We start from the raw sequence: 20,487 nt of genomic DNA on the forward strand, positions 1-20,487 counted from the left end.
TTCAATGCAAAAATTAAAGCTTTTAGATCGCAATTTAGAGGCGTTAGAAAAATTGATTTCTTCTTGTTTAGATTATCTAATCTTTTTGCTTAATCCCCAACTTTTGAACTTGATCCATTATAGCTTTGCAATTTTCGCTAAAAAGCATAAAAAAACCCCAACATCTGTTGGGGTTTTGTGACCTTGACTGGATTCAAACCAGTAACCTCTTGAGCCGTAATCAAGTGCGCTATTCAGTTGCGCCACAAGGCCTTTTTATTTGCAAACCTTTATTTTCATAAACGTTGTGTCAACGTGTTTGCGGGTGCAAAGATAAGGATAAATGTGTAAATTGCAAGTCTAATTTAATATAAAAATCAAAAAAAATGCAGTTAGCAAATTATATACGTGATATTCAGGGATTTCCAAAAGAAGGAATTTTGTTTAAAGACATTACACCCTTGTTAATTGACCAAAAAGCGAGAAAAGAATGTCTGGAAATTTTAGTTTCATCGCTAAGAGATAAAAAAATAGACAAAGTTATAGGGGTAGAGAGTCGTGGTTTTTTCTTCGGGATGCTAATCGCACAAGAATTGAACGTAGGCTTCGTTCCGGTTAGAAAACCCAATAAGTTACCTTATGATACTATTTCGGCTTCCTATGAACTAGAATATGGTTCGGATAGGCTAGAGATTCATACTGATGCTATCTGTAAAGGCGATAGAGTGCTTATTCATGATGATGTTCTTGCCACTGGAGGTACGGCCAAAGCAGTTTGCGAATTGGTGGAGCAATTAGGCGGAGAAATTGTCCAATTCAATTTCCTGATGGAGCTAAGTTTCCTCAATGGAAGGGACAGAATTAAGGGGTATGATATTTTTGCGGCAATAACATATTAGCGCAATGCACGAGTAGTTACATAATAACGGTAGCCAATGATTGCCATTTGCCATTTTTTGGCTTTGGCTAGATCCATTCGCTGTTTGCTGAAACTCGGTAAGAGCACTTTATTTATCTGAGCTAAAATTTTGAACATAAGTATATTATTTGGTGCAAAGGTATAAAAAAAGACGGTCTAGTGGTAGACCGTCTTTTTTAGATTTATTGAGTTACTATTTTTCTTTTTTAGTGATTACTTTAATTATTTTTTCACCGGTACTGGATTTATTTACATCCATTCTTTCGATTATGCCTGGATCAATTTTATCTAATTCCGTTTTGTCCGATTTTATACCATCGATATAAATTTCAGTTTCATAAGGAATTCCGTCTTTTTGCTTGGCAATTACTTTAATAGTTCTAGTTGTTTTACTAGTTTGTAGGTTATTGATGTTTTTGGGATCAATTTTCTCTAAGTTTAATTCGGTCATATTAACTCCGCCTATCATCAATTGCGAGCTATTAGAAATATCATTATAATTTTTAGTAATTATTTTAATTGTTGGTTCTTTTCCATTTTTACTGACGTCCATGCTTTCAATTAAATTAGGATCCAATTCATCTAATTCTTTTTTGCTTGTTTTTTTTCCGTTAATAAAAATTTCAGTGTTATCTGGAACCTCATTTGAGTTTTTAGTAACTATTTTTATACTTGAAGTTTTTCCGTTTTTATTAACGTTCATGGACTTAATTACTTCTGGATCCATAGCATCCAACTCTGCTTGGCTTGCTTTTTCACCATTAATATAGATAGTGGTTACTTCATCATTATCACCGTCTTTTGTTGAGTGTACTGTGATTGTTTTAGTTTTTTTAATAGTATCACCTCTGTTTTCGCTAAGTTCTGTAGTCAATTCTTTATCAGAACTTTCTTTGACTGTAGTCATCGTTTTATTTACTTTCTCTTGAGCAATTACTTCAATTTGGAATAATAGAATAAAAGCTATTAATGCCGGAAGTATTGATAAGTACTTCCAGGAATTCCTTTTTTTAGATTGATTTTTGTTTAACATAACGATTCGTTTTTTGATTAATGATTGATAAAAATGATTGGATAAGGCAACACAATTTTCATGGGTTGTTATTTTTAAAAGCGTGATTTGATAGGCTTTTTTGTCTGAAATTTTCAATAAGGCTTCACTATCAGCGATGAATTCCAAATTTTGAAGAATGGCTTTCTGGTAAAGCCAAATTATTGGGTTGAACCAAAATAGGATGCTAAATATTCGAGTTACTAAAACATCTATCGTGTGATTTTGTTCGGAGTGTACTTTTTCATGCTCAATGATATTTTCTAGTTCAGCTTCGCTATATAAAGCTGAATTGTATACAATAGTATTAAAAAATGAAAATGGAGCTAGTTTTTCATTGACATCAATAAACTTAAAATCGGCTTGCTTTTGAATAGTTTGGCCTTTAAATACTTTAGTTAAACTGTAATAATCCAATCCAAATTTGATTAAAAAAACGACTATTCCCAAAGCATAACCAATTCCTACAGTCAAAAACCAATCTATTTCAAAAGTGCTTTTTTCGAGTGAATCAGCGGCAGAAATTTGCGACCAATCAATCCTTGTGGGACTTGCTTCTACCCAAATCGTCTTCGTGAAAACCAGTAATGGAAGTAGGACGGAAGTGATTAAACCGGCCAACAGAAACCAACGGTTACTGATGAAAAAGGTTTCTTTTCGCAATAAAACATAGTATGCCAGAAAGAACAAAGTAACTAAGCCACTTGATTTTATGAGGTAAATAAATAGTATTTCCATTGTTTGAATTTTTAAATACACAATTATTATTACTTAGAAAAAGTCTATTTTTCGTCTTTCGGATTTTCTATCATCGCTAAAATTTCACGAAGTTCTTTGGCTGATATTTTCTCTTCTTTGGCAAAAAAGGACACCATATTTTTATACGAACTATTAAAATAATTATCAATTGCCGTATTCATAAAACCTTTTCTGTAGTCTTCAATCGCAATGATTGGGTAGTATTGATGCGTGTTTCCATAGGCATTATGTGCAACATATCCTTTCTCCTCCAGGTTGCGTACAATGGTCGATAAGGTGTTGTAGTGAGGTTGGTCCTCTGTGATTTCCGCCATGACTTCCTTTACGAATGCTTTTTTCAGCTTCCATAATATGTGCATGATTTCTTCTTCTTTGTTGGTCAATTTTTGCATAGCTCAGATTTATTTGGGCGTTACCCGCAAGGGCGGGTCAGGCTTTCGGCTATATCTCTTCGTTTCACTACGAGGATACCGCCTCAATCCTTAACGCAATTCAAACTTACAACTATATTTATAGTTACGCAACTATAAAAGCAGTTAATTAACTATTTTTCAAGTTTAATGGTTTAAATCAACTAAAAAAGAGAGTTTTTAAGAAATAAAAAAATAGTATTAGATAGTTTGGTTTTCAAGTTTCAACAGCTTTTGTATCCAGATACAACAAACGGCAGCTGCAATACCTAAAGTCCCCATAACAACCCAATTTACTTGGTATCCAAAACGGGCAATGACTTCTAAACCCACTTTAGAACTTACAATATGTGCTAAACTAAAGCTCATCGTGTACAGAGCCATATAACGACCTTCATGTCCTTTAGGTGCTCTGCTCATGGCAAAAGTATTCGAGAACGGAAAAGCAAATATTTCGCCTATTGATATAAAAATCATGGCTATAATTAAAATTCCCGCCCAAACATTGAAAAGTAATAAATAAAAACTGCTTCCCATTAGTAGCGATCCCCAAAGAATAATTTTGAGTTTCTGCACTTTTTTCCTTTCAAAATAACCAACAAAAGGCATTTCTAAAGCAAAAATCAACAAACCATTTAGGGTCATCAACAATCCAGTTTGTAACTCACTCAACCCAAATTGTTCACTATGGTATAAAGGTAGCGTAGTAAATAGTTGAAAGAAAATCATGGCTGTGGCGAAACTTACAAATAAGAAAACCCAGAATATTTTATCTTTAAATACTGAAGCAGCTTCTAAAATAGTCGCATGTGGATCCTGATGAGAACCTTTTTTCTTTTCTTTTACCAATACAGCAAAAATCAAAATTGCGACAATGCAAGAGGTTCCATCAACCCAAAATAAGCCCTGATATCCCATTCCCATAATTATCAAACCACCCAAAGCAGGTCCGGCAGCAAAACCAAGGTTTACGGCTAATCGAACTAAAGTTAAGGATCGTGTTCTGTTTTCGGGTTTTGCATAGGCACCAAGGGAAACAAACATCGCTGGTCGAAACATATCGGCGAGCGTCATAATACTGAACATTCCCAAGCATAAGCCCCAAAAACTCGTTATATATTGTAGTGCAAAAAAGAATAGTCCACTACTGAACAAACTAAAAACCATTACTTTATAAAAACCTATTTTGTCGGATAGTTTCCCGCCCAGCCAGGAACCCAACATGGATCCCATACCAAAAGCAACCATAATCCAACCCACCTCACCGTAGCTAAACTGTAAATCTTCCTTTAAATATTTAGATAAAAAGGGAAGAACCATCGTTCCAGCACGATTAATAAAGGTAATGAGGGTAAGTATCCAAATTTCTCTCGAAACCCCCTTGAAATTGTTAATATATCGATTGAAAGCAGTTGTAAGCATTATAATTAGGTTCTTTTTCGTAAAGGTAAAAAACTTTGTAACTTTCAGTCTTTGTGGCTTTGTAACTTTTAAACTATTTTTGCTAAAATTAAAAAAATGAAAAAGATTCTAATTCTGGTGTTTTTGATACAATTCAGCTTTGGCTTTGCCCAAGGGAAATTTGATAGCAAGACCGCAGAAAAATTTCAAAAGGAAATCAATTCTGAGTATGCTGATGCCAAGACCAGTCCACTAATGGCAGCTGATTTGGCTACATTCAAGTCGCTGGATTTTTACCCTATAAATGAAAAATACTTCGTGACGGCTACTTTTGTAAGAACAGCTAAAGAGAAGCCATTTGGAATGAAAACATCGACAGAAAGAACACCAACTTATATTAAATACGGAGAAGTACATTTCAATATTGATGGCAAAGCATTAAAACTAAATGTTTATAAGAACATCGAGCTTTCAAAAAAGAAAGAATATAGAGATTATCTTTTTCTACCTTATTCAGATCTTACTTCGGGCAAAGAAAGTTACATAGGAGGGAAATATATCGATTTAAAAATACCAAAAGGCAACACCATTGCGATTGATTTCAACACTTCTTACAACCCGTATTGTGCCTATAATCACAAATATTCGTGTCCAAGAGTACCTTTAGAAAACGATTTAAATATCGAAATAAAAGCGGGCGTTAAAAAATTTCACGACTAATGAAATTATTTAATTTGCATACGCACAGCTTCACCAATCAAACGGATGTGTTGGAATTGGTGAATCAATATCCACAAGAATTTGATGCCTCGATTCCTTTTTATTCCATTGGGATTCATCCTTGGTATATTGTGGAGGAACGACTGGAAACCGATTTGGAAGTAATAGAAAACAAGTTAAAGGAGATCAATTGCCTTGCCATAGGCGAATGCGGTCTCGACAAAAGAGTTGAAATGCCAATGGATTTACAGCAAGTGGTTTTTGAAAAACAATTGCTTTTGGCACAAAAATACAACAAGCCCGTTGTGATACATTGTGTGGCTGCTTTTCAAGAAATAATAGCCATAAAGAAAAAATTGAACATCAGCGTTCCCATGATTATTCACGGTTTCTCTAAAAATGAGCAAACGGCAAAGCAACTAGTAGACAACGGATTTTATATTTCGTTTGGGAAATATCTATTAAGAAATCCAGAACTAGAATCTGTTTTTAAAAGTGTTCCCAACAATAGGTTTTTTCTGGAAACGGATACTATTGCAGAAAATATAGATGTTGTATATGCTTTAGCAGCAAAATACAAGGACGTAAATTTGGAGGAAATCCAAAAACAAATAAGCAGTAATTTTCAAGTCGTTTTTAAAACAACCTTGATTTAGAATAATAAATATTCAGAAGGAGAAGTTTTTTTTGAACTTTAAACCTTAAACCTTAAACTTTTAAACAAAAAATAGCAATGGCAGAATGGACAGAAAGAGCGGAACTTTTATTTAAAAAAGAAGGATTAAATAAATTGCAAAATGCTAACGTTTTAGTCGTTGGATTGGGTGGAGTAGGATCATTTGCGGCTGAATTTTTGGCAAGAGCAGGAGTAGGGTCTATGACAATTGTAGACGGCGATGTGGTAGATATTACCAATATTAACCGACAATTACCAGCCTTGCATTCCACCGTAGGACAACCCAAAATTAAAATTGTAGGAGATCGCTTGATGGATATTAATCCAATGTTGAAATTGACCCAAGTACAAGAATTTCTTTCGCCAGAGCGCGCTTTCGAAATCGTTACTGAGGAATTTGATTACGTTTTGGATTGTATCGATAGCGTGACACCCAAATTAAATTTGATTATTGGCGCCAAGCGTAAAAGAGTTAAAATTATATCAAGCATGGGCGCTGGTGGAAAAATGGAAGCTGCAAAAGTGAAAGTTTCTGATATTAATAATACAGAAAATTGCTTTTTGGCAAAAACCATTCGAAAAAGATTAAAAGAGCATAAAATTGATAAGTTGAAAGTCGTTTTTTCATCAGAAATTCAAGATGATGCTAGTTTGAAAATGACAGATGGATCTAACTATAAAAAATCATTTTACGGAACTAACAGCTATATGCCAGGATTGTTTGGTTTATATGCCGCAGAAACAGTAATCCGATACTTGCTTAAAAAGTAGTATCCCGATTTGGTAAACTAAAACTAAAAATTTAAAATCATAATATGATACAAACCGTAATTTTTGACATGGATGGTGTAATTGTAGACACTGAACCGGTACACCGTTATGCTTATTTTCAGCAATTTAGTGAACTTAAAATTGATGTTACCGAAGAGATGTTTACTTCTTTTACCGGAAATTCGACTCGAAATACGTTTCAGAAAGTGAAAGATATTTTTCAGCTTGATCACGATGTTGAAGATTTAATTCAGAGAAAAAGAACTATTTTTAATGATGCTTTTGATAAAAAAGCAGATTTAGAATTGTTAAGTGGTGTCGAAATCTTGATCAAAGATTTTTATCAAAAAGGGATGCAGTTAATTTTAGCATCATCAGCTTCAAAAGTAACAATTGAGCGTGTTTTTAACCGATTCAAATTACACGATTATTTTACCCATATTGTTAGTGGGGAGGATTTTCCTAAATCAAAACCGCACCCTGCCATATTTGAACATGCGGCATCTTTATCGATAGCTCCTAAAGAAAATTGTATCGTTATTGAAGACAGTACAAATGGTATCAAAGCAGCAAAAGCAGCGGGGATATTTTGTGTAGCGTACAATAGCTTTCATTCAAAGGACCAGGATTTATCAGAAGCAGATGTGGTAATCAACCATTTTAATGAAATTGATTATGAAAAAGTGGCGCGCTATAGATTAGATATTAATAAATAATTAACAGCATCATTGGCTGTATTTTGTAAATTTGGAAAAACATATAAATTTTAGAAAATGAAAAAAATACTTATTGCATTAGCGATCATCATTACTCAATTTACAATTGAGGCACAGGTTCAAACGCCACAGGCAAGTCCTAAGGCGACAATAAATCAAGTCGTAGGCTTGACTGATGTAGAAGTTGTTTATTCTAGACCTTCGGCTAGAGGAAGAGCTGTTTTTGGCAATTTAGTTCCTTTTGGTAAACTTTGGAGAACTGGAGCAAATGAAAATACAACCGTTTCTTTTAGTGATGATGTAATCATTGGTGGTAAAACGCTGAAGAAAGGGAAATATGCATTATATACCATTCCAAATATTCAAAGTTGGGAAGTACTATTTTATTCGACTACTGATAACTGGGGAACTCCGCAAGAATTTAAAGAGTCAAATGTGGCATTAAGAACTACTGTAAAAGAAGAAGCAATGCCAAAAGCAACTGATACATTTACCATAGGAATAAATGGTTTAAGCAGTGATTTTGCCTTTCTTGAAATATCTTGGGAGAATTCTTACGTGGCTATAAAATTTGAAGTACCTACCCAAAAGACGGCTATCGCAAATGTAGAAAAAGCTTTGGCTGGTCCTTCATCTGGTGATTATTTTTCAGCAGCACAGTATTTTTATCAGTCGAATGGCGATATTAGTAAAACAAGATCTTATGTTGATAAAGCATTAGAATTGAATAGCGAGCAACCCTTCTTTTACTTGAGATTAAAATCATTAGTACAAGCTAAGCAAGGAGATAAAAAAGGAGCTATTGAAACAGCTAAATTATCATTAGCAGCTTCTGAAGCAGCAGGTAATCAAGACTACGCTAAAATGAATAAAGACAGTATTTCTGAATGGAGTAAATAATCAGTTCTATTTTCTTAATACTATAAATCCCGTTTCAAATAATTGAAACGGGATTTATTTTTTATAATATATTTATCATTTAGCTTTTTTCTTTTCTGAAAATAGACAGTTGCATTAGGGAAGATAATACAATGGTAAGCATTGCTCCAATGAAATTCAGCCATAAATAACCCAGTTTCTCTTCGCCAGCTGGATATATATAAATAGCGTAATAGTATATGATGAAAATGGTAATTTGGCTCACAAGAGCACTATAAAATATGGCTTTCGCTTTTACAAATTTGATGTAAAATCCGACCAAGAAAATTCCCAATACGGTTCCGTAAAAAATAGAACCAATGATGTTTACCAATTGGATTAGGTTTTCAAATAGGGTACCAATACTTGCAAACAATATAGCTACAATTCCCCAAAATAAAGTAAAGAATTTTGTAGCATTGAGATAATGCTTTTCGGATTTTTCTTCCTTTAAATTACGTTTGTATATGTCGATAGCCGTTGTAGAGGCTAATGCATTTAGTCCAGAAGCTGTTGAAGACATGGCTGCCGATATAATTACTGCCAGCAATAATCCGATTAATCCTTTAGGCAGATAATTCAAAATAAAATGGAAAAACACATAATCTTTATCATTTGTTTCGCTGCCACTATCTGCTTTTAATATGATTTCTTTGGCACGGTCTCTCAGGTCCTTTTCTTTGGCTGACAAGCCTATCAATTCCTTGCGTAGAATTGGATTGTCATAATCTTGGTTGAGTTGGTCGATATACAATAGATTAATTACTTTTTTATCTTCTGAAAGGGCATCCAGTTTCTTTTCTAATGCATGGTACTCGTTTTTATATTGCGATTTTTCTATCGTTACTTTATTGTTTGGATTAAAGTTTAAAGGAACGGGGTTAAATTGGAAAAAGACAAAAACCATTACTCCCGTAAGCAAGATGAAGAATTGCATTGGCACTTTCAACAAACCATTCATAATTAGTCCCATCTGGCTTTCACGAACCGATTTCCCAGATAGATAACGGCCCACTTGTGACTGATCTGTTCCAAAATAAGCCAAAGCTAGGAAAAAACCACCCGTTATACCACTCCAAAAAGTGTATTTTTCTTCGGGATCAACAGAGAAATTAACGATGTTCATTTTGTCGTTGGCACCAGCAATATGCAATGCATTACTAAATGTCATTTCATTGGGTAGAAAATGTAGAATGAGGAAAAAAGTAATCAACATTCCAGACATGATTACAAACATTTGCTGCTTTTGTGTAACGTTCACCGCTTTTGTACCTCCTGAAAAGGTATAAATAATAACGAGAACCCCTATGGCAATGGTCATATAATTAAGATTCCATCCTAATATTGCCGATAAGATGATTGCAGGGGCATAAATGGTGATACCGGTTCCCAAACCTCTCTGGAACAAGAAAAGAATGGCGGCGAGGGAACGCGTTTTCAAATCAAACCTTTTTTCTAGATATTCATAGGCCGTATAGACTTTATATTTATGATAAATGGGAATAAAGGTCAAACAGATAACGACCATGGCAATGGGTAAACCAAAGTAGAATTGCACAAAACCCATTCCGTCATGATACGCCTGTCCAGGTGTGGATAGAAAGGTTATCGCGCTGGCTTGTGTTGCCATTACGGATAGCCCTACAGTATACCAGGGTGTTTCGTTTCCGCCAAGAATATAATCTTCAACATTTTTACTTCCCTTGGTTTTCCAAGCGCCGTAAATTACTATAAATAGTAAGGTTACAATAAGTACAATCCAATCAAATAGCTGCATAATTTATGAATATAATTTCATTATTATATAAAATATCAAAATGTAAATCGCATTGGCGACCAGAACCCAAGTATAGTTCTTTTTCCAATTCTTTGTTTTTTCTTGTTCCATATTGCTTGTGTTATGGTTTTATTTTTTGGGAAGGTAATGTTGTAGCAGCCTTTAACGAAATGATGTTTGCTAATATACGGTATGCACCAGATACGCCTTCGGGCAATTCTCTAAATAAACTTAAACCGGTATAAATATAATATCCCTTTCCGTACGGAGCAACTAATAAGGCTCCATTTTTTGGACTCTCGCCCTGGTCATTGGAAGATATAATAGGAGTGAAGGCTTTATCAAATTCATTGGGATAGTATAATCCTTGTTCTTGTTTCCAGCCCACAAAATCCTTAGCAGTAATTTTATTTGGATAGTTTAAAACGGGATGATTAGGTGCTAAAAATCGAACTTCTGCATTTTCTTCTGTAACTCTGTCTCGAGAAATTTGTAATGGATAAGGAGCAATATCCGTCGTCTGAAATTGATCTGGCGTATTGTATTGCACTAACATCGTTCCTCCTGCTTTTACAAAATCAAACAATATATTTTGTTTGTTAGCCAATGTTTCCACCGTATTGTAAGCACGTATTCCAGTAATTACAACATCAAATGATTCTAGTTTTTCAGGTGTTATTTCCTCTGGATTTATTATACTTACGCTGTAACCCATTTGAGCCAAACTTTCAGGAACTTCGTCACCGGCTCCCATGATATAAGCAATTTTTTGTCCGTCAGTCTTCAAATCCAGTTTAATGAATGTGGCTTCTGAAGGTTCTAAAACTTGCTGTTTCGTAATATGATTGTAGTCAATTATTACTTGGTCTTTATCATATTTTACAGTATTGACAGTAGCGATACTTTTAGCAATAACTTCAGAAGATTCTGTTGGAGGAGTAACGTCAAAGTATAGTACTTGTTCCATTCCCTTTTTAGCTAAGTCGAAAGGAATTAATTTTGGGGAAACTGTCCAATTCTTTGGTAAGTCCAATTGCAAATCACCTTTGACATTGTCTTTTCCTGATTTAATTTTAACGGCTATTGATTTATGGGCACCATTATTAAAAAGTGCAACTTTGTTAAGTATACTTGTCGTTATTTCTGGAACAATATCAAGATAGTTGTACATTTCTCCTTTTACACTGTCGTTGTATTTGTAAACTACAGTTCGTTCAAAAGGGATTTCGATTCCGTTAATAGTGATGTTGAAAATAACCTTTATATCTCTAATAACATCTGGAATCCCAATGTTTTTTTGATCCTCTACCGTGTACATTCCCACAGTTCCTTTTTCTTTTAACCAATACGGTTGCGTGTATTCTATGGTCGATGGAATTTGCAAATCAAGTGCTATATTTTGCAAATCGTTGTTTTTAAGAGCTATATTCTGAGCAATATTTTGTTGATTTGGTAGCATGGTTACGCTTTTCAATTCCATAGACGTAGAACTTCTATTTATTGCTTCGAGACTAAGTATTAAGCGGCTTCCAGGAGTTAATTCTTGAGTGTGAGTAACAGCTTCAAGATACAAGCCAGCACATGAAGCAATAATTTGCTTTATTTCTTCGGTTTTTATTTGTTTCCAATGACTTTCGTCCAAAGACTGAATCATTTGATATGCTTTTACCAAATTAGGGATACTAGCGGAAGGATTTGTGAAATCAAATTTCGAAGTAATTTCGGTAATTAATTCGCCGATAGGTTTTCCGCCTTTTACTCGGTTCCAACTGGTGTCAATTCCTTCAAAAATATTGGATTTGTCTTTTAATGGTTCACCATTAATAAATTCAAGGTACTCAGTGTCTTCACCGCGACTTCCTGTGCTACCAAAGCCTTGTGACTGATGGCTACTTCTACTCAAGGCGGCAATTTCTTGGTTTGATTTCCCTAAATTTGGATAGTAAACTCCAGTTTTAATTGTTGATAAATTAGATTTGTCAGCAGCATCAAATTTTTCTTTACTACCATAAAACCACCAAGAGGTATTAAAGAACTGGCGTTTTGGTTGCCAATTCTGCACTAATTTTAACTGATCGGGAAAAGCGGTTGGATTATTTGTCAAATGAAAACTTTCTGTGCTCAAAAGAGCCGAAGCCGTATGATGACCATGCGTTGTGCCCGCAGTTCGATGGTCGAACCTATTTATGATCACATCAGGCTGAAATTTTCTGATGGCCCATACCACGTCGGACAAAACCTTTTCTTTGTCCCAGATTTGCAATGTTTCCTCGGGATTTTTTGAGTATCCAAAATCATTGGCTCTTGAGAAAAACTGTTCTCCACCATCTATTTTTCTGGCTTCGATTAGTTCTTGAGTACGAATTACACCTAAGAGTTCCCGTAATTGCGGCCCTATTAAATTCTGGCCTCCGTCACCTCTAGTCAAAGACAAGTAGCCAGTTCTGGCCTTTACATCATTAGATAAATAGGAAATTAAACGTGTGTTCTCATCGTCTGGATGTGCAGCTATGTAAAGAACGGAACCTAAGAAATTAAGCTTCTGAATTTGATTGTATATTTCTGCTGAATTCAGTTTTTGTGGCTTTTGGGCCAATAGTATTTGAAAAGAAAAAATAAATAGTAGTAAATACTGAATTTTGTTTTTGTACATTTTTTTTTGATTTTTTGTGCAATTAGTTCAAATGTAGTAATTAAATATTTTTCTGTAAAATGATTCTTATTTTCTTTAGCAAAAAGGAGTATTATGGCAACAAAAAAAGAGCCCCATTGTGGAGCTCTTTTAATTTTCAATCAATGATCAGGAATTAACGTTTCCCGTGACCTCTATTTTCTTTTTTGTTTTTATTTCCATGGTCGTTGTTTCTGTTGTGACCTCTCTTGCTATAATACTTAGCATGATTGTTTGAAGATTTACGGTTATCAGCATATCTACGATTTGTCGAATTTTTATGATTGTTTGAATATTTACGGTTTTCAGCGTATCTGCGAGAATCATATTTTCTATGATTTACAGCGTTTCTGTTGTTAGAATATCTGTGATTATCATGTCTTTGTCCTATTGCTCTTTGGTTCCCACCTCTATATCCCTTGTAATATGTTTTTCTATCATTATGGAAATTTGCGTAAGGTCTATTACCATGGTAATTATTTAATACTACTTTATACCCACGATTCAAATCATAGTCTCTATATTGTCTTGGTAAATATCTTGATCTTACCCATCTTCCGCTTCCAAAATAGATAAATTGAGAAGCCCTAATATCGTAGTAAGCTTGAACATCAGGTAAATAATAGTAATCTACATTTGCATATCCTGAAGGCCCCCATGATGGTGCTGTTCCTATATTTAAACTTACTGATAATTGAGCTTGTATTGAACTTGATACGAGTAGAATTATTCCAACGGCGAGTAGTTTTAATGTTTTCATCTTTTCTAATTTTTACAATTATTATATTAATTTTTTATTCCTTTTGTATATACTTTCAAGCTAAATCCAACAACTGTGCCACAATGGCTTTATAGATGTTTAATTAGGGGTATGCTTAGAAAAAGAAGGATAGCTTTTCAATATGTCTTATTGTGGTAACAGCTAGTTTCACTGAAGCTATATCGTTTTTATTCTTTTTACGCTAGGGTGATTATTGCTTTGGTTAAGCTCTTACTGGTATTGTCTTTGTTTATATAGTTTAGTTAACTTGCTCTTCCATAGTAAATTAAAGTAATGACCTTGAGAAATAATAAGCTTCTAAATAGGGCAAATAGTGCTATTGTTTGAGAACACTATACTTTATTTTTTCCCTTTGTAAAAAAAAAATCAGTTCACTATTGTGCAATGTTGAATTTCTTATAATATAAAGAAGCTTATGTCGCAAAAAAAAAGAAACGCAATTAGCGTTTCTTTTTTTAATTTTTAATATTTGAGAATTAATGTTTCCCTTTTCCATGACCTTTATCTTCATGACCACTCTTGCCATTTCCTTTTTTATGATGATCGTTTCCTTTTTTAGAATAGTTATTATGTTTATAATTTCTGTTACCTATGGATTTTTGTGGTTTACCTTTATATCCTTTGTAATATTTAACTTTATGTTGTTTATAATGGGTATAAGGTGTTTTACCGTGATAATCGTTTAATACCACTTTGTATCCATTATATAAGTTATAGTTACGGTATTGTCCGGGTAAATATCTTGATCTTACCCAATTTCCGCTACCTAAATAAATAAATTGAGAGGCTCTGATATCATAATAGGCTTGAACATCAGGTAAATAATAATAGTCGACATTAGAATAGCCTGCTGGACCCCATGAAGGAGCAGTACCAATATTTACGTTAACTGAAACCTGAGATTGCATGGAAGTCGATACAAAAAGTACAATTCCTAAAGCAAGTAATTTTAATGTTTTCATTTTGGTTTTTTATTTAAATCATTTTTGAGGCAAGGATAATATCAATGCTTTATAGTGTAGTTCAACTATTGTGCCACAGTATTAAATTAACGTTTAATTGTATTTCATTTTTGGCAAAAAAAAAGAAACGCAAAAAGCGCTTCTTTCTAACTTTCAATACTATTGAAATTTATTATAATAATAAAATCAATAGTAGGATAATGATAATTATAGCACCAACTGAAAAGTAAACACCATTTCCAGTGGATCTTAATTCCGATTTAAGTTCGCGAACTTCTTTGCGCAATTCTTTCTTTTCAGAAGAATTTAAAGAGGATTTGTCCATCGCTTTTATTTCCTCTAAGCGATTAAGCATAGTCTTTACTTCAGCAGGAATTTCCTTTGGTTCTGGTTCGACTGCAACTCCATTTTTTTCAGCAGCAAACAATGTGGTTGGAAAAGCACCTAATGATAATACCATTACCATTAAGTAGAATGTTAATTTTTTCATCTTTTATTTGGTTTTAAGTTAGTACGGTTAATGGTATAAAGATAATAACAAATTAGCTATTAGGATTATATAATTGATTATAAAACTTACAAAATTTACACTTCTTTAAAAAATAAACAGGACGGTGCTATAACTATGACTCTATAAAAAGGTTTGTTTTTTATTTGAACAGTACAGTTTTTGGTTTTGCCAACTCAAAATCCTGTAGGCCAAAATCACCAGTTTCAAAAGCATTAGTCCTGAAAATATTATCACCATCAAAAGGTATTGTAGGATAGTACGAAAGAGATAGCTGGAAAGAACTAAATACTAAGTAATCATTAGTAATAATAACTCCTATTCCTACTTTTGAATACGCTTTTGTCACTTTTCCTCCATTTTCTTTTTGCCCCAATAAAGCTATAGAATAGTTAAAATAGGGATTCAATCTAAACCCCCAAACGTCATGTGGAGCGTAGGCTTGTGTTTGTAATGTGAGCACCATTTTATTAGTACCATATACTGCACTATTAAAACCCTGAATTCCATAGTTGCCATTAATACTCAATTCATCTCCTATCGAATTTTGGCGGTTTATTCCAACAACAACTTGAGGTTTGATGAATTGCCTTAGTTTCCATTTTCCAAATTCAGTGAGATTAGTAAAATAATTAGCTTGAAAGGAAAAAACGGTCTGTTCTGTTACTGATTTATTAAAGAAAGTGCCTAGTTCAAAGTTGGTGCTTAAGAAACCCCATTTATGATAACTTCCAAAGGAAACTTGGGCTCCCAAATAAGGTCTCCAGTTGTTGTTTTTGTATTGATAACCTAGGGTTAGTCCATATATTCTCCCTATAGGAACATCTTCAACGACTCCATTTTTAAAAATATACTGGTCTTGAATAAAGTTACGTGTATTAATACCAATTCCAGAAAGTATGAATTTTTCATTGGAATAAAAATCGATGGGGTCGTAAGCTGCAGTTGGACTTTCGACATAATTTATATTTAAGAATCTTCCAGAAATAATTAAATTTGTGGTCTTCGAATTTACAGCACTGCCTTTAAAAATTGGAACGGATTTTCCAATCCAGAAATCATGTGAACTATATTTGAAGTTTTGGTTTTCGTATTTTGAATCTATTCCCTGTAAAGTGTCTTTTCTAAATTGTTGTGCTAAAGAAATACCTCCTGCCCATTTAGTTAAAGGAGAGTAAAAAGGGCGTTCTAATGAGATGCTTTTTTCATAATAATTATCTAGATCTATTTGGTATTTAAGCTTTGTTTTAATGAATGTGTTTCTAATGTTTGGGATAGTATATGCTAAATTATTTGCAGTTTTCCCATCGCTTGACCTATTGGTAAACTTATAATCAAATTGGTGACCTATTCCAAAAAAGTTTCTTTCATTTAACCCTACAGAATTTTGCGAACCAGAAACAGAAATTTTTGGTATTGTACTCCATGAATCGAGTACGCGTATGGTAATATCAACGGAATCAGCTTTTGTACTAGTGAATTCCTCGCTAATTGTTACTCGGTTAACAAACTTTTGTGCTCTAATAATACGCTCAGATTCCTGTATTTTTAATAAACTATATGCCGTGTTTTTTTTGAAGAGTAACAAGTCTTTAATTGCGAGTTTTTTTGTTTTAAGATGAAATCTGTTTCCAGTTCTTTCTCCCCAATTTCCAGGCCTCCTCAAGGTATCTGTATCAGAATACCCAAAAGGATCTAGTGTTATGATCTTGATGTTTCTAATTATTTTGTCCTCAGCGGCTATTCTTTTTATGGGCTTAACAACAGGAAGTGGCTTTTTTGACTTTATGGGTTTAAAAATCAAGCCGTGCATGAACTTAGTAAATTTATTTTTTTTAGAATAGGTATGAATTTGCTTATACACTTCGGTACTATCTTTCTCTTGTTTTGTGATTTGTGAAAAAGAGTTCTGAACGCCCAAAAGCATCAAAATTAGTAGTGCTATTTTTTGATTTTTAGACATTTAGATGTTAATTTTCGACAAAATAAAAAAAGTCGCTTTGGTTCAAACTATTGAACAGTAAATTTAATAATAATAGTATTATACTACTCCGTTTTGGTTAAAATCAGAAGAATTGATATCATTGTCAAGTGGATCATAAGTAATTCCTTCATTTGTCTCAATTGTTGTTTTTTTAATAGTTTTTTGAGATTTTAAATGTTTCCAAATGAATGTTTTAGGCATATTATCTCCCATGAGATAGCCCCAAGGTTCTAAGCTTTCGATTCGGTCAAAAATTATTTTTAAGATTGCCAATATTGGAATAGCTAAAAACATCCCTGCAACTCCCGCAATACCACCTCCGATAATAATCCCTACAATTGATACGAATGCATTTATCTGAACTTTTGTGTTTATTATAAGAGGAACCAGTATATTATTGTCAATTACCTGAACAACGATGTTTACACCTATTACCCCCAAAATTATGGATAGATCAGGAGCCCCTGTCAGTGAAGACAAGATAGTTAAAACACCTGCGACAAGTATACCTACGTAAGGGATAAGATTAAGAATTCCCGTTATAATTCCCAGTAAAATTGCATATTTTACACCAATAAAATAGAGTCCAGCACTTGTCAAAACAGACACAAAAATCATTTCTATAATCAAACCTACGATGTAGCTTTGCACAGATCCTTTGATTTGCGTTAAAATTTCTTGCAATTTTGGATGATGTTCTTTTCTAAATAGTTTGGCAAAAAACAAAATAAAGTGAGTTCTGTAAAGCAGAATTAAGAATGTATAGATAGGCACTAATATAATATTAGTTATCGTGTCTGAAACTGATATTAATGTGGTTGCCATGCTTTCTTTCCCCTTTTTAACAGAGTCCTGAGTAACATCTTCTATGTATTTTCTTTGTTCCCAAATACTAACATTAAAACTAGTTCGGATGTATCGTTGAATATCGGTTATAAAAATATTGATGTTTTTCCTGATAGTATCAAAGTCATCCGCAATATCACTAATCTGATAAGATATAAATGCTAAAATTACAATAATGCAAAAAACAAATAAAATAACAGTGATGAACACCGCTAACCCTTGCGGAAAACGCAGTTTTGAATTTAAAAAATTAACTACTGGCAATAATAGAACAGCAAATAAAAAAGCCATTAATACTGGGACTAATACACTCTTACCAAGATAGAAAATATAGGTAATACTTATTAAACATATTAAAGAAAAACCGAGTCTTATATAAAACGGATATTTGGTAGTGGTTTCCATAGAACTTTCGGAATTTAGTGAGACGGTAAATTTATTTTGCAATCATCTATTATTTAGTAAACAAATATGATGTTTTTTTACTTTTAAAAATTATAGTGTTTTTAATATTTTTTATATAATTACCACTTAAAATGGATAAAGATAAAGCGAAGAATCGGGGCTTTTTATAACAATATATTAGTCGACGAACTCAGTTTCAGGGAAATGATCTTTCATGATAGATATCCCTTTTTGAAACAGTAAATTATTAGGGTATACAATTCTCTCGCCATCTTTTGTTTTTAAGGCAACGTGAAAAGCACGAATATCTTCGATTTCTGCGACTATGGGGAAATCTTTATCGTGAATTCTGATAACGTCCCCAATTTTAAAAGGAAATGAAAAGAACAGTATTATTCCAGATGTTATGTTACTTAAAATAGACCATTGTGCAAACATGGCAACCCCAACTACTGTCGTAATGGAAGAAATAGCTATTATAATGTCTTTGGGTTGAACGCCCCAAATTATAATTAAAGCAATTATTGACAAAATATTAGTTAACAAATGAATGTATTTGATTACCAGATTTGTTCGATGTTCAATTCTATGTGTTGTTTTTGCAAAGCGCCTCACTAATTTTGAGACTATAATTCGCAATGTTACCATCAAAATTATCAAAACTCCAGTTGCAATTGCTTCTTTGAAAAAATCATTAATAAAAGTCATCTTTTTCCTTTTTATGCTAATTTACTTAAATATTCGTAAACTTTGTCAACAGGTAATCCCATAACATTAGCATAAGAACCTTCAATTTTTGAAACTCCAATAAACCCAATCCATTCCTGTATTCCATATGCACCCGCTTTGTCATAAGGTTTGTATTTGTCTATGTAATAAAGAATTGATTCGTCACTTAATTCGTTAAAGGTGACTTTTGTTGTCTCTGATATAATGTCTGTTTTTAAATTGGTTTTAAAACAAACAGATGTTATTACATCGTGAGTTGAATTTGACAGTGATTTGATGATTTCAAAGGCATCTTGTTTGTCTTTTGGCTTACCTAAGGCTTTTTCATTGTGCCAAACTATAGTGTCGCTGGTAATTAGGATCTCATTGTCCTTCAAGTCGCCTTCAAATGCATTGGCTTTTAATTCAGCAAGAAAGTTCGTGATTTCAGCCGCTTTTAATTCTGGTGGAAAAATTTCTTCTATATCTTTTAATCTTATTTCAAAATCTAATTCTAAATCTTTAAAAAACTGCTGTCTTCTAGGTGAACCGGAAGCAAGGATTAGTTTGTACTGTTTTAATTTATTTTGAAGCATTGTATTTTATATTTAAAGTAATGATTGCAATGGATATAATTCCGAAAAACAGAATCCATTTTAGTAGTAAACTAAATTTCTGGAACTCCTTCTTTGTTTTGGCTGGCCAGACTTTTATACTGAAATAAAGCAATGGTGCTACCACAAAAATAAAAGCGTAGATTGTTGTTGCGAGCAAATTGTTAGCAACAAAATAATTGTTGATGTACACCAAAAGGAATACTGTAGGGATTAATCCTAAAGTAGCGGCTAATTTTGATGTGTTTTCAACTCCTAAAACAATTGCTAAGGTTTTCATTCCTTGATTAGAATCTCCTTTTATATCTTCTAAATCCTTCACAATTTCCCGTATAAAATTGATCATAAATGCAAATACAGCAAAGTCCAATAGAATTGAAAAAAGGTTTGCCATTACTGGCTGATTATTTTGATTAATAACAGGAAATAAATCAAAAATACCGATGATGATAACGCTAAAGGAAAGTAATAAAGCAACAATTAAGTTTCCTAGAATCAGCATTTGCTTTAAGCTTGTCGCGTAAATATAAAGTGTCGCTGCAATTAAGATAAAAATGGCAGCAAAACCAGGTTTTAATATCACATTCGACAAATAAAAACCAATCACAACTCCTGTAATGTTTAAAGCAATATAAATGTTGTATGCTTGCGTTTCAGTGATTTTATTACCTACAATAAGTTGTTTTGGTTTGTTTTCAATATCAGTATCCTGATCAAAAATATCGTTGATTACATATCCTGCTGCGGCTAATAAAACAGTACTTAAAACTAATAAGCCGTATTGCCAGTCTGCTAAAGCCAAAGGGACATTTTGCAACTTCAAAAAACCATATCTGAAAATCAATTGCATGAAAGCCAGCATCAGTAGATTTTGATATCGAATCAATTTAAGAAAATTCATAGATGAGTTT

General features: G+C 33.2%; 21 protein-coding genes and 1 tRNA gene. 7 read left to right on the top strand and 15 right to left on the bottom strand.

Annotation, left to right across the window (positions count from 1 at the left end; all coding sequences use genetic code 11):
* Positions 1–181: hypothetical protein (locus BLV91_RS17125; RefSeq protein WP_217636965.1), on the top strand; the 181-nt coding region annotated here is incomplete at its 5' end.
* Here the strand turns inward: BLV91_RS17125 and BLV91_RS10945 are convergent.
* Positions 179–252, bottom strand: a tRNA-Arg gene (locus BLV91_RS10945). The genes BLV91_RS17125 and BLV91_RS10945 overlap by 3 nt on opposite strands.
* A gap of 113 nt (positions 253–365) precedes the next feature.
* On the opposite strand from BLV91_RS10945, the gene BLV91_RS10950 reads away from it, so the two are divergent.
* Complete coding sequence (locus BLV91_RS10950) at positions 366–878, top strand: adenine phosphoribosyltransferase (RefSeq protein WP_091433094.1); 513 nt, start codon at positions 366–368, stop codon at positions 876–878.
* On the opposite strand, the gene BLV91_RS17190 is transcribed toward BLV91_RS10950, so the two are convergent.
* The 4 genes from BLV91_RS17190 to BLV91_RS10970 all read right to left on the bottom strand — a co-directional run bounded on the left by BLV91_RS17190 (position 875) and on the right by BLV91_RS10970 (position 4,540).
* On the bottom strand, positions 875–1,015 hold the full coding sequence (locus BLV91_RS17190) for an SsrA-binding protein (RefSeq protein WP_091433096.1): 141 nt from the start codon (positions 1,013–1,015) through the stop codon (positions 875–877). The two genes, BLV91_RS10950 and BLV91_RS17190, sit on opposite strands and share 4 nt — an antisense overlap.
* A 76-nt stretch (positions 1,016–1,091) precedes the next feature.
* Entirely contained in the window at positions 1,092–2,687 is a 1,596-nt protein-coding gene (locus tag BLV91_RS10960; protein ID WP_091433099.1) for a M56 family metallopeptidase, read from the bottom strand.
* Between the two features lie 44 nt (positions 2,688–2,731).
* Complete coding sequence (locus tag BLV91_RS10965) at positions 2,732–3,100, bottom strand: BlaI/MecI/CopY family transcriptional regulator (protein ID WP_091433101.1); 369 nt, start codon at positions 3,098–3,100, stop codon at positions 2,732–2,734.
* Positions 3,101–3,319: 219 nt separating this feature from the next.
* Positions 3,320–4,540 carry an MDR family MFS transporter gene (locus tag BLV91_RS10970; protein WP_091433104.1) on the bottom strand — a complete coding sequence of 407 codons (1,221 nt, stop codon included), beginning with the start codon at positions 4,538–4,540 and terminating at the stop codon, positions 3,320–3,322.
* Positions 4,541–4,636: 96 nt separating this feature from the next.
* Here BLV91_RS10970 and BLV91_RS10975 point away from each other — a divergent pair, with 96 nt between their 5' ends.
* From BLV91_RS10975 to BLV91_RS10995, 5 genes are all read left to right on the top strand, one after another.
* Positions 4,637–5,239 (top strand): DUF1684 domain-containing protein, encoded by a 603-nt coding sequence (locus BLV91_RS10975; protein ID WP_091433107.1) that lies wholly within the window; start codon positions 4,637–4,639, stop codon positions 5,237–5,239.
* Complete coding sequence (locus BLV91_RS10980) at positions 5,239–5,895, top strand: TatD family hydrolase (protein ID WP_091433109.1); 657 nt, start codon at positions 5,239–5,241, stop codon at positions 5,893–5,895. The genes BLV91_RS10975 and BLV91_RS10980 overlap by 1 nt, the downstream gene beginning before the upstream one ends.
* Before the next feature lie 77 nt (positions 5,896–5,972).
* A complete protein-coding gene (locus BLV91_RS10985; protein WP_091433111.1) occupies positions 5,973–6,686 on the top strand; it encodes a tRNA threonylcarbamoyladenosine dehydratase in 714 nt (237 codons plus the stop codon).
* Between the two features lie 44 nt (positions 6,687–6,730).
* Entirely contained in the window at positions 6,731–7,402 is a 672-nt protein-coding gene (locus tag BLV91_RS10990) for an HAD family hydrolase (RefSeq protein WP_091433113.1), read from the top strand.
* Positions 7,403–7,459: 57 nt separating this feature from the next.
* Positions 7,460–8,302 carry a DUF2911 domain-containing protein gene (locus BLV91_RS10995; RefSeq protein WP_091433115.1) on the top strand — a complete coding sequence of 281 codons (843 nt, stop codon included), beginning with the start codon at positions 7,460–7,462 and terminating at the stop codon, positions 8,300–8,302.
* A 79-nt stretch (positions 8,303–8,381) separates the two neighbouring features.
* Here BLV91_RS10995 and BLV91_RS11000 read toward each other — a convergent pair whose 3' ends face one another.
* From BLV91_RS11000 to BLV91_RS11045, 10 genes are all read right to left on the bottom strand, one after another.
* Positions 8,382–10,097 carry a sodium:solute symporter family transporter gene (locus tag BLV91_RS11000; protein ID WP_091433118.1) on the bottom strand — a complete coding sequence of 572 codons (1,716 nt, stop codon included), beginning with the start codon at positions 10,095–10,097 and terminating at the stop codon, positions 8,382–8,384.
* A gap of 121 nt (positions 10,098–10,218) precedes the next feature.
* Complete coding sequence (locus tag BLV91_RS11005; protein ID WP_091433121.1) at positions 10,219–12,750, bottom strand: PIG-L family deacetylase; 2,532 nt, start codon at positions 12,748–12,750, stop codon at positions 10,219–10,221.
* A 154-nt stretch (positions 12,751–12,904) separates the two neighbouring features.
* Positions 12,905–13,528, bottom strand: a complete 624-nt coding sequence (locus tag BLV91_RS11010) for a hypothetical protein (RefSeq protein ID WP_091433124.1) — start codon at positions 13,526–13,528, stop codon at positions 12,905–12,907.
* Between the two features lie 497 nt (positions 13,529–14,025).
* On the bottom strand, positions 14,026–14,511 hold the full coding sequence (locus BLV91_RS11015) for a hypothetical protein (protein WP_091433127.1): 486 nt from the start codon (positions 14,509–14,511) through the stop codon (positions 14,026–14,028).
* 172 nt (positions 14,512–14,683) lie between these two features.
* On the bottom strand, positions 14,684–15,001 hold the full coding sequence (locus tag BLV91_RS11020; protein ID WP_091433129.1) for a hypothetical protein: 318 nt from the start codon (positions 14,999–15,001) through the stop codon (positions 14,684–14,686).
* 160 nt (positions 15,002–15,161) lie between these two features.
* A complete protein-coding gene (locus BLV91_RS11025; protein ID WP_091433132.1) occupies positions 15,162–16,982 on the bottom strand; it encodes a BamA/TamA family outer membrane protein in 1,821 nt (606 codons plus the stop codon).
* 78 nt (positions 16,983–17,060) lie between these two features.
* Complete coding sequence (locus tag BLV91_RS11030; protein ID WP_091433135.1) at positions 17,061–18,254, bottom strand: AI-2E family transporter; 1,194 nt, start codon at positions 18,252–18,254, stop codon at positions 17,061–17,063.
* A 177-nt stretch (positions 18,255–18,431) separates the two neighbouring features.
* Complete coding sequence (locus tag BLV91_RS11035) at positions 18,432–18,962, bottom strand: mechanosensitive ion channel domain-containing protein (protein ID WP_091433139.1); 531 nt, start codon at positions 18,960–18,962, stop codon at positions 18,432–18,434.
* Positions 18,963–18,973: 11 nt separating this feature from the next.
* Positions 18,974–19,558 (bottom strand): Maf-like protein, encoded by a 585-nt coding sequence (locus BLV91_RS11040; RefSeq protein WP_091433141.1) that lies wholly within the window; start codon positions 19,556–19,558, stop codon positions 18,974–18,976.
* The gene (locus BLV91_RS11045; protein ID WP_091433144.1) at positions 19,545–20,477 is read right to left on the bottom strand and encodes a geranylgeranylglycerol-phosphate geranylgeranyltransferase; all 933 of its coding nucleotides are present in this window, start codon (positions 20,475–20,477) and stop codon (positions 19,545–19,547) included. Before BLV91_RS11045 ends, BLV91_RS11040 begins: the two co-directional genes overlap by 14 nt.
* Between the last annotated feature and the right edge of the window lie 10 nt (positions 20,478–20,487).

This window comes from Flavobacterium degerlachei (assembly GCF_900106645.1).
Taxonomy (GTDB): domain Bacteria; phylum Bacteroidota; class Bacteroidia; order Flavobacteriales; family Flavobacteriaceae; genus Flavobacterium; species Flavobacterium degerlachei.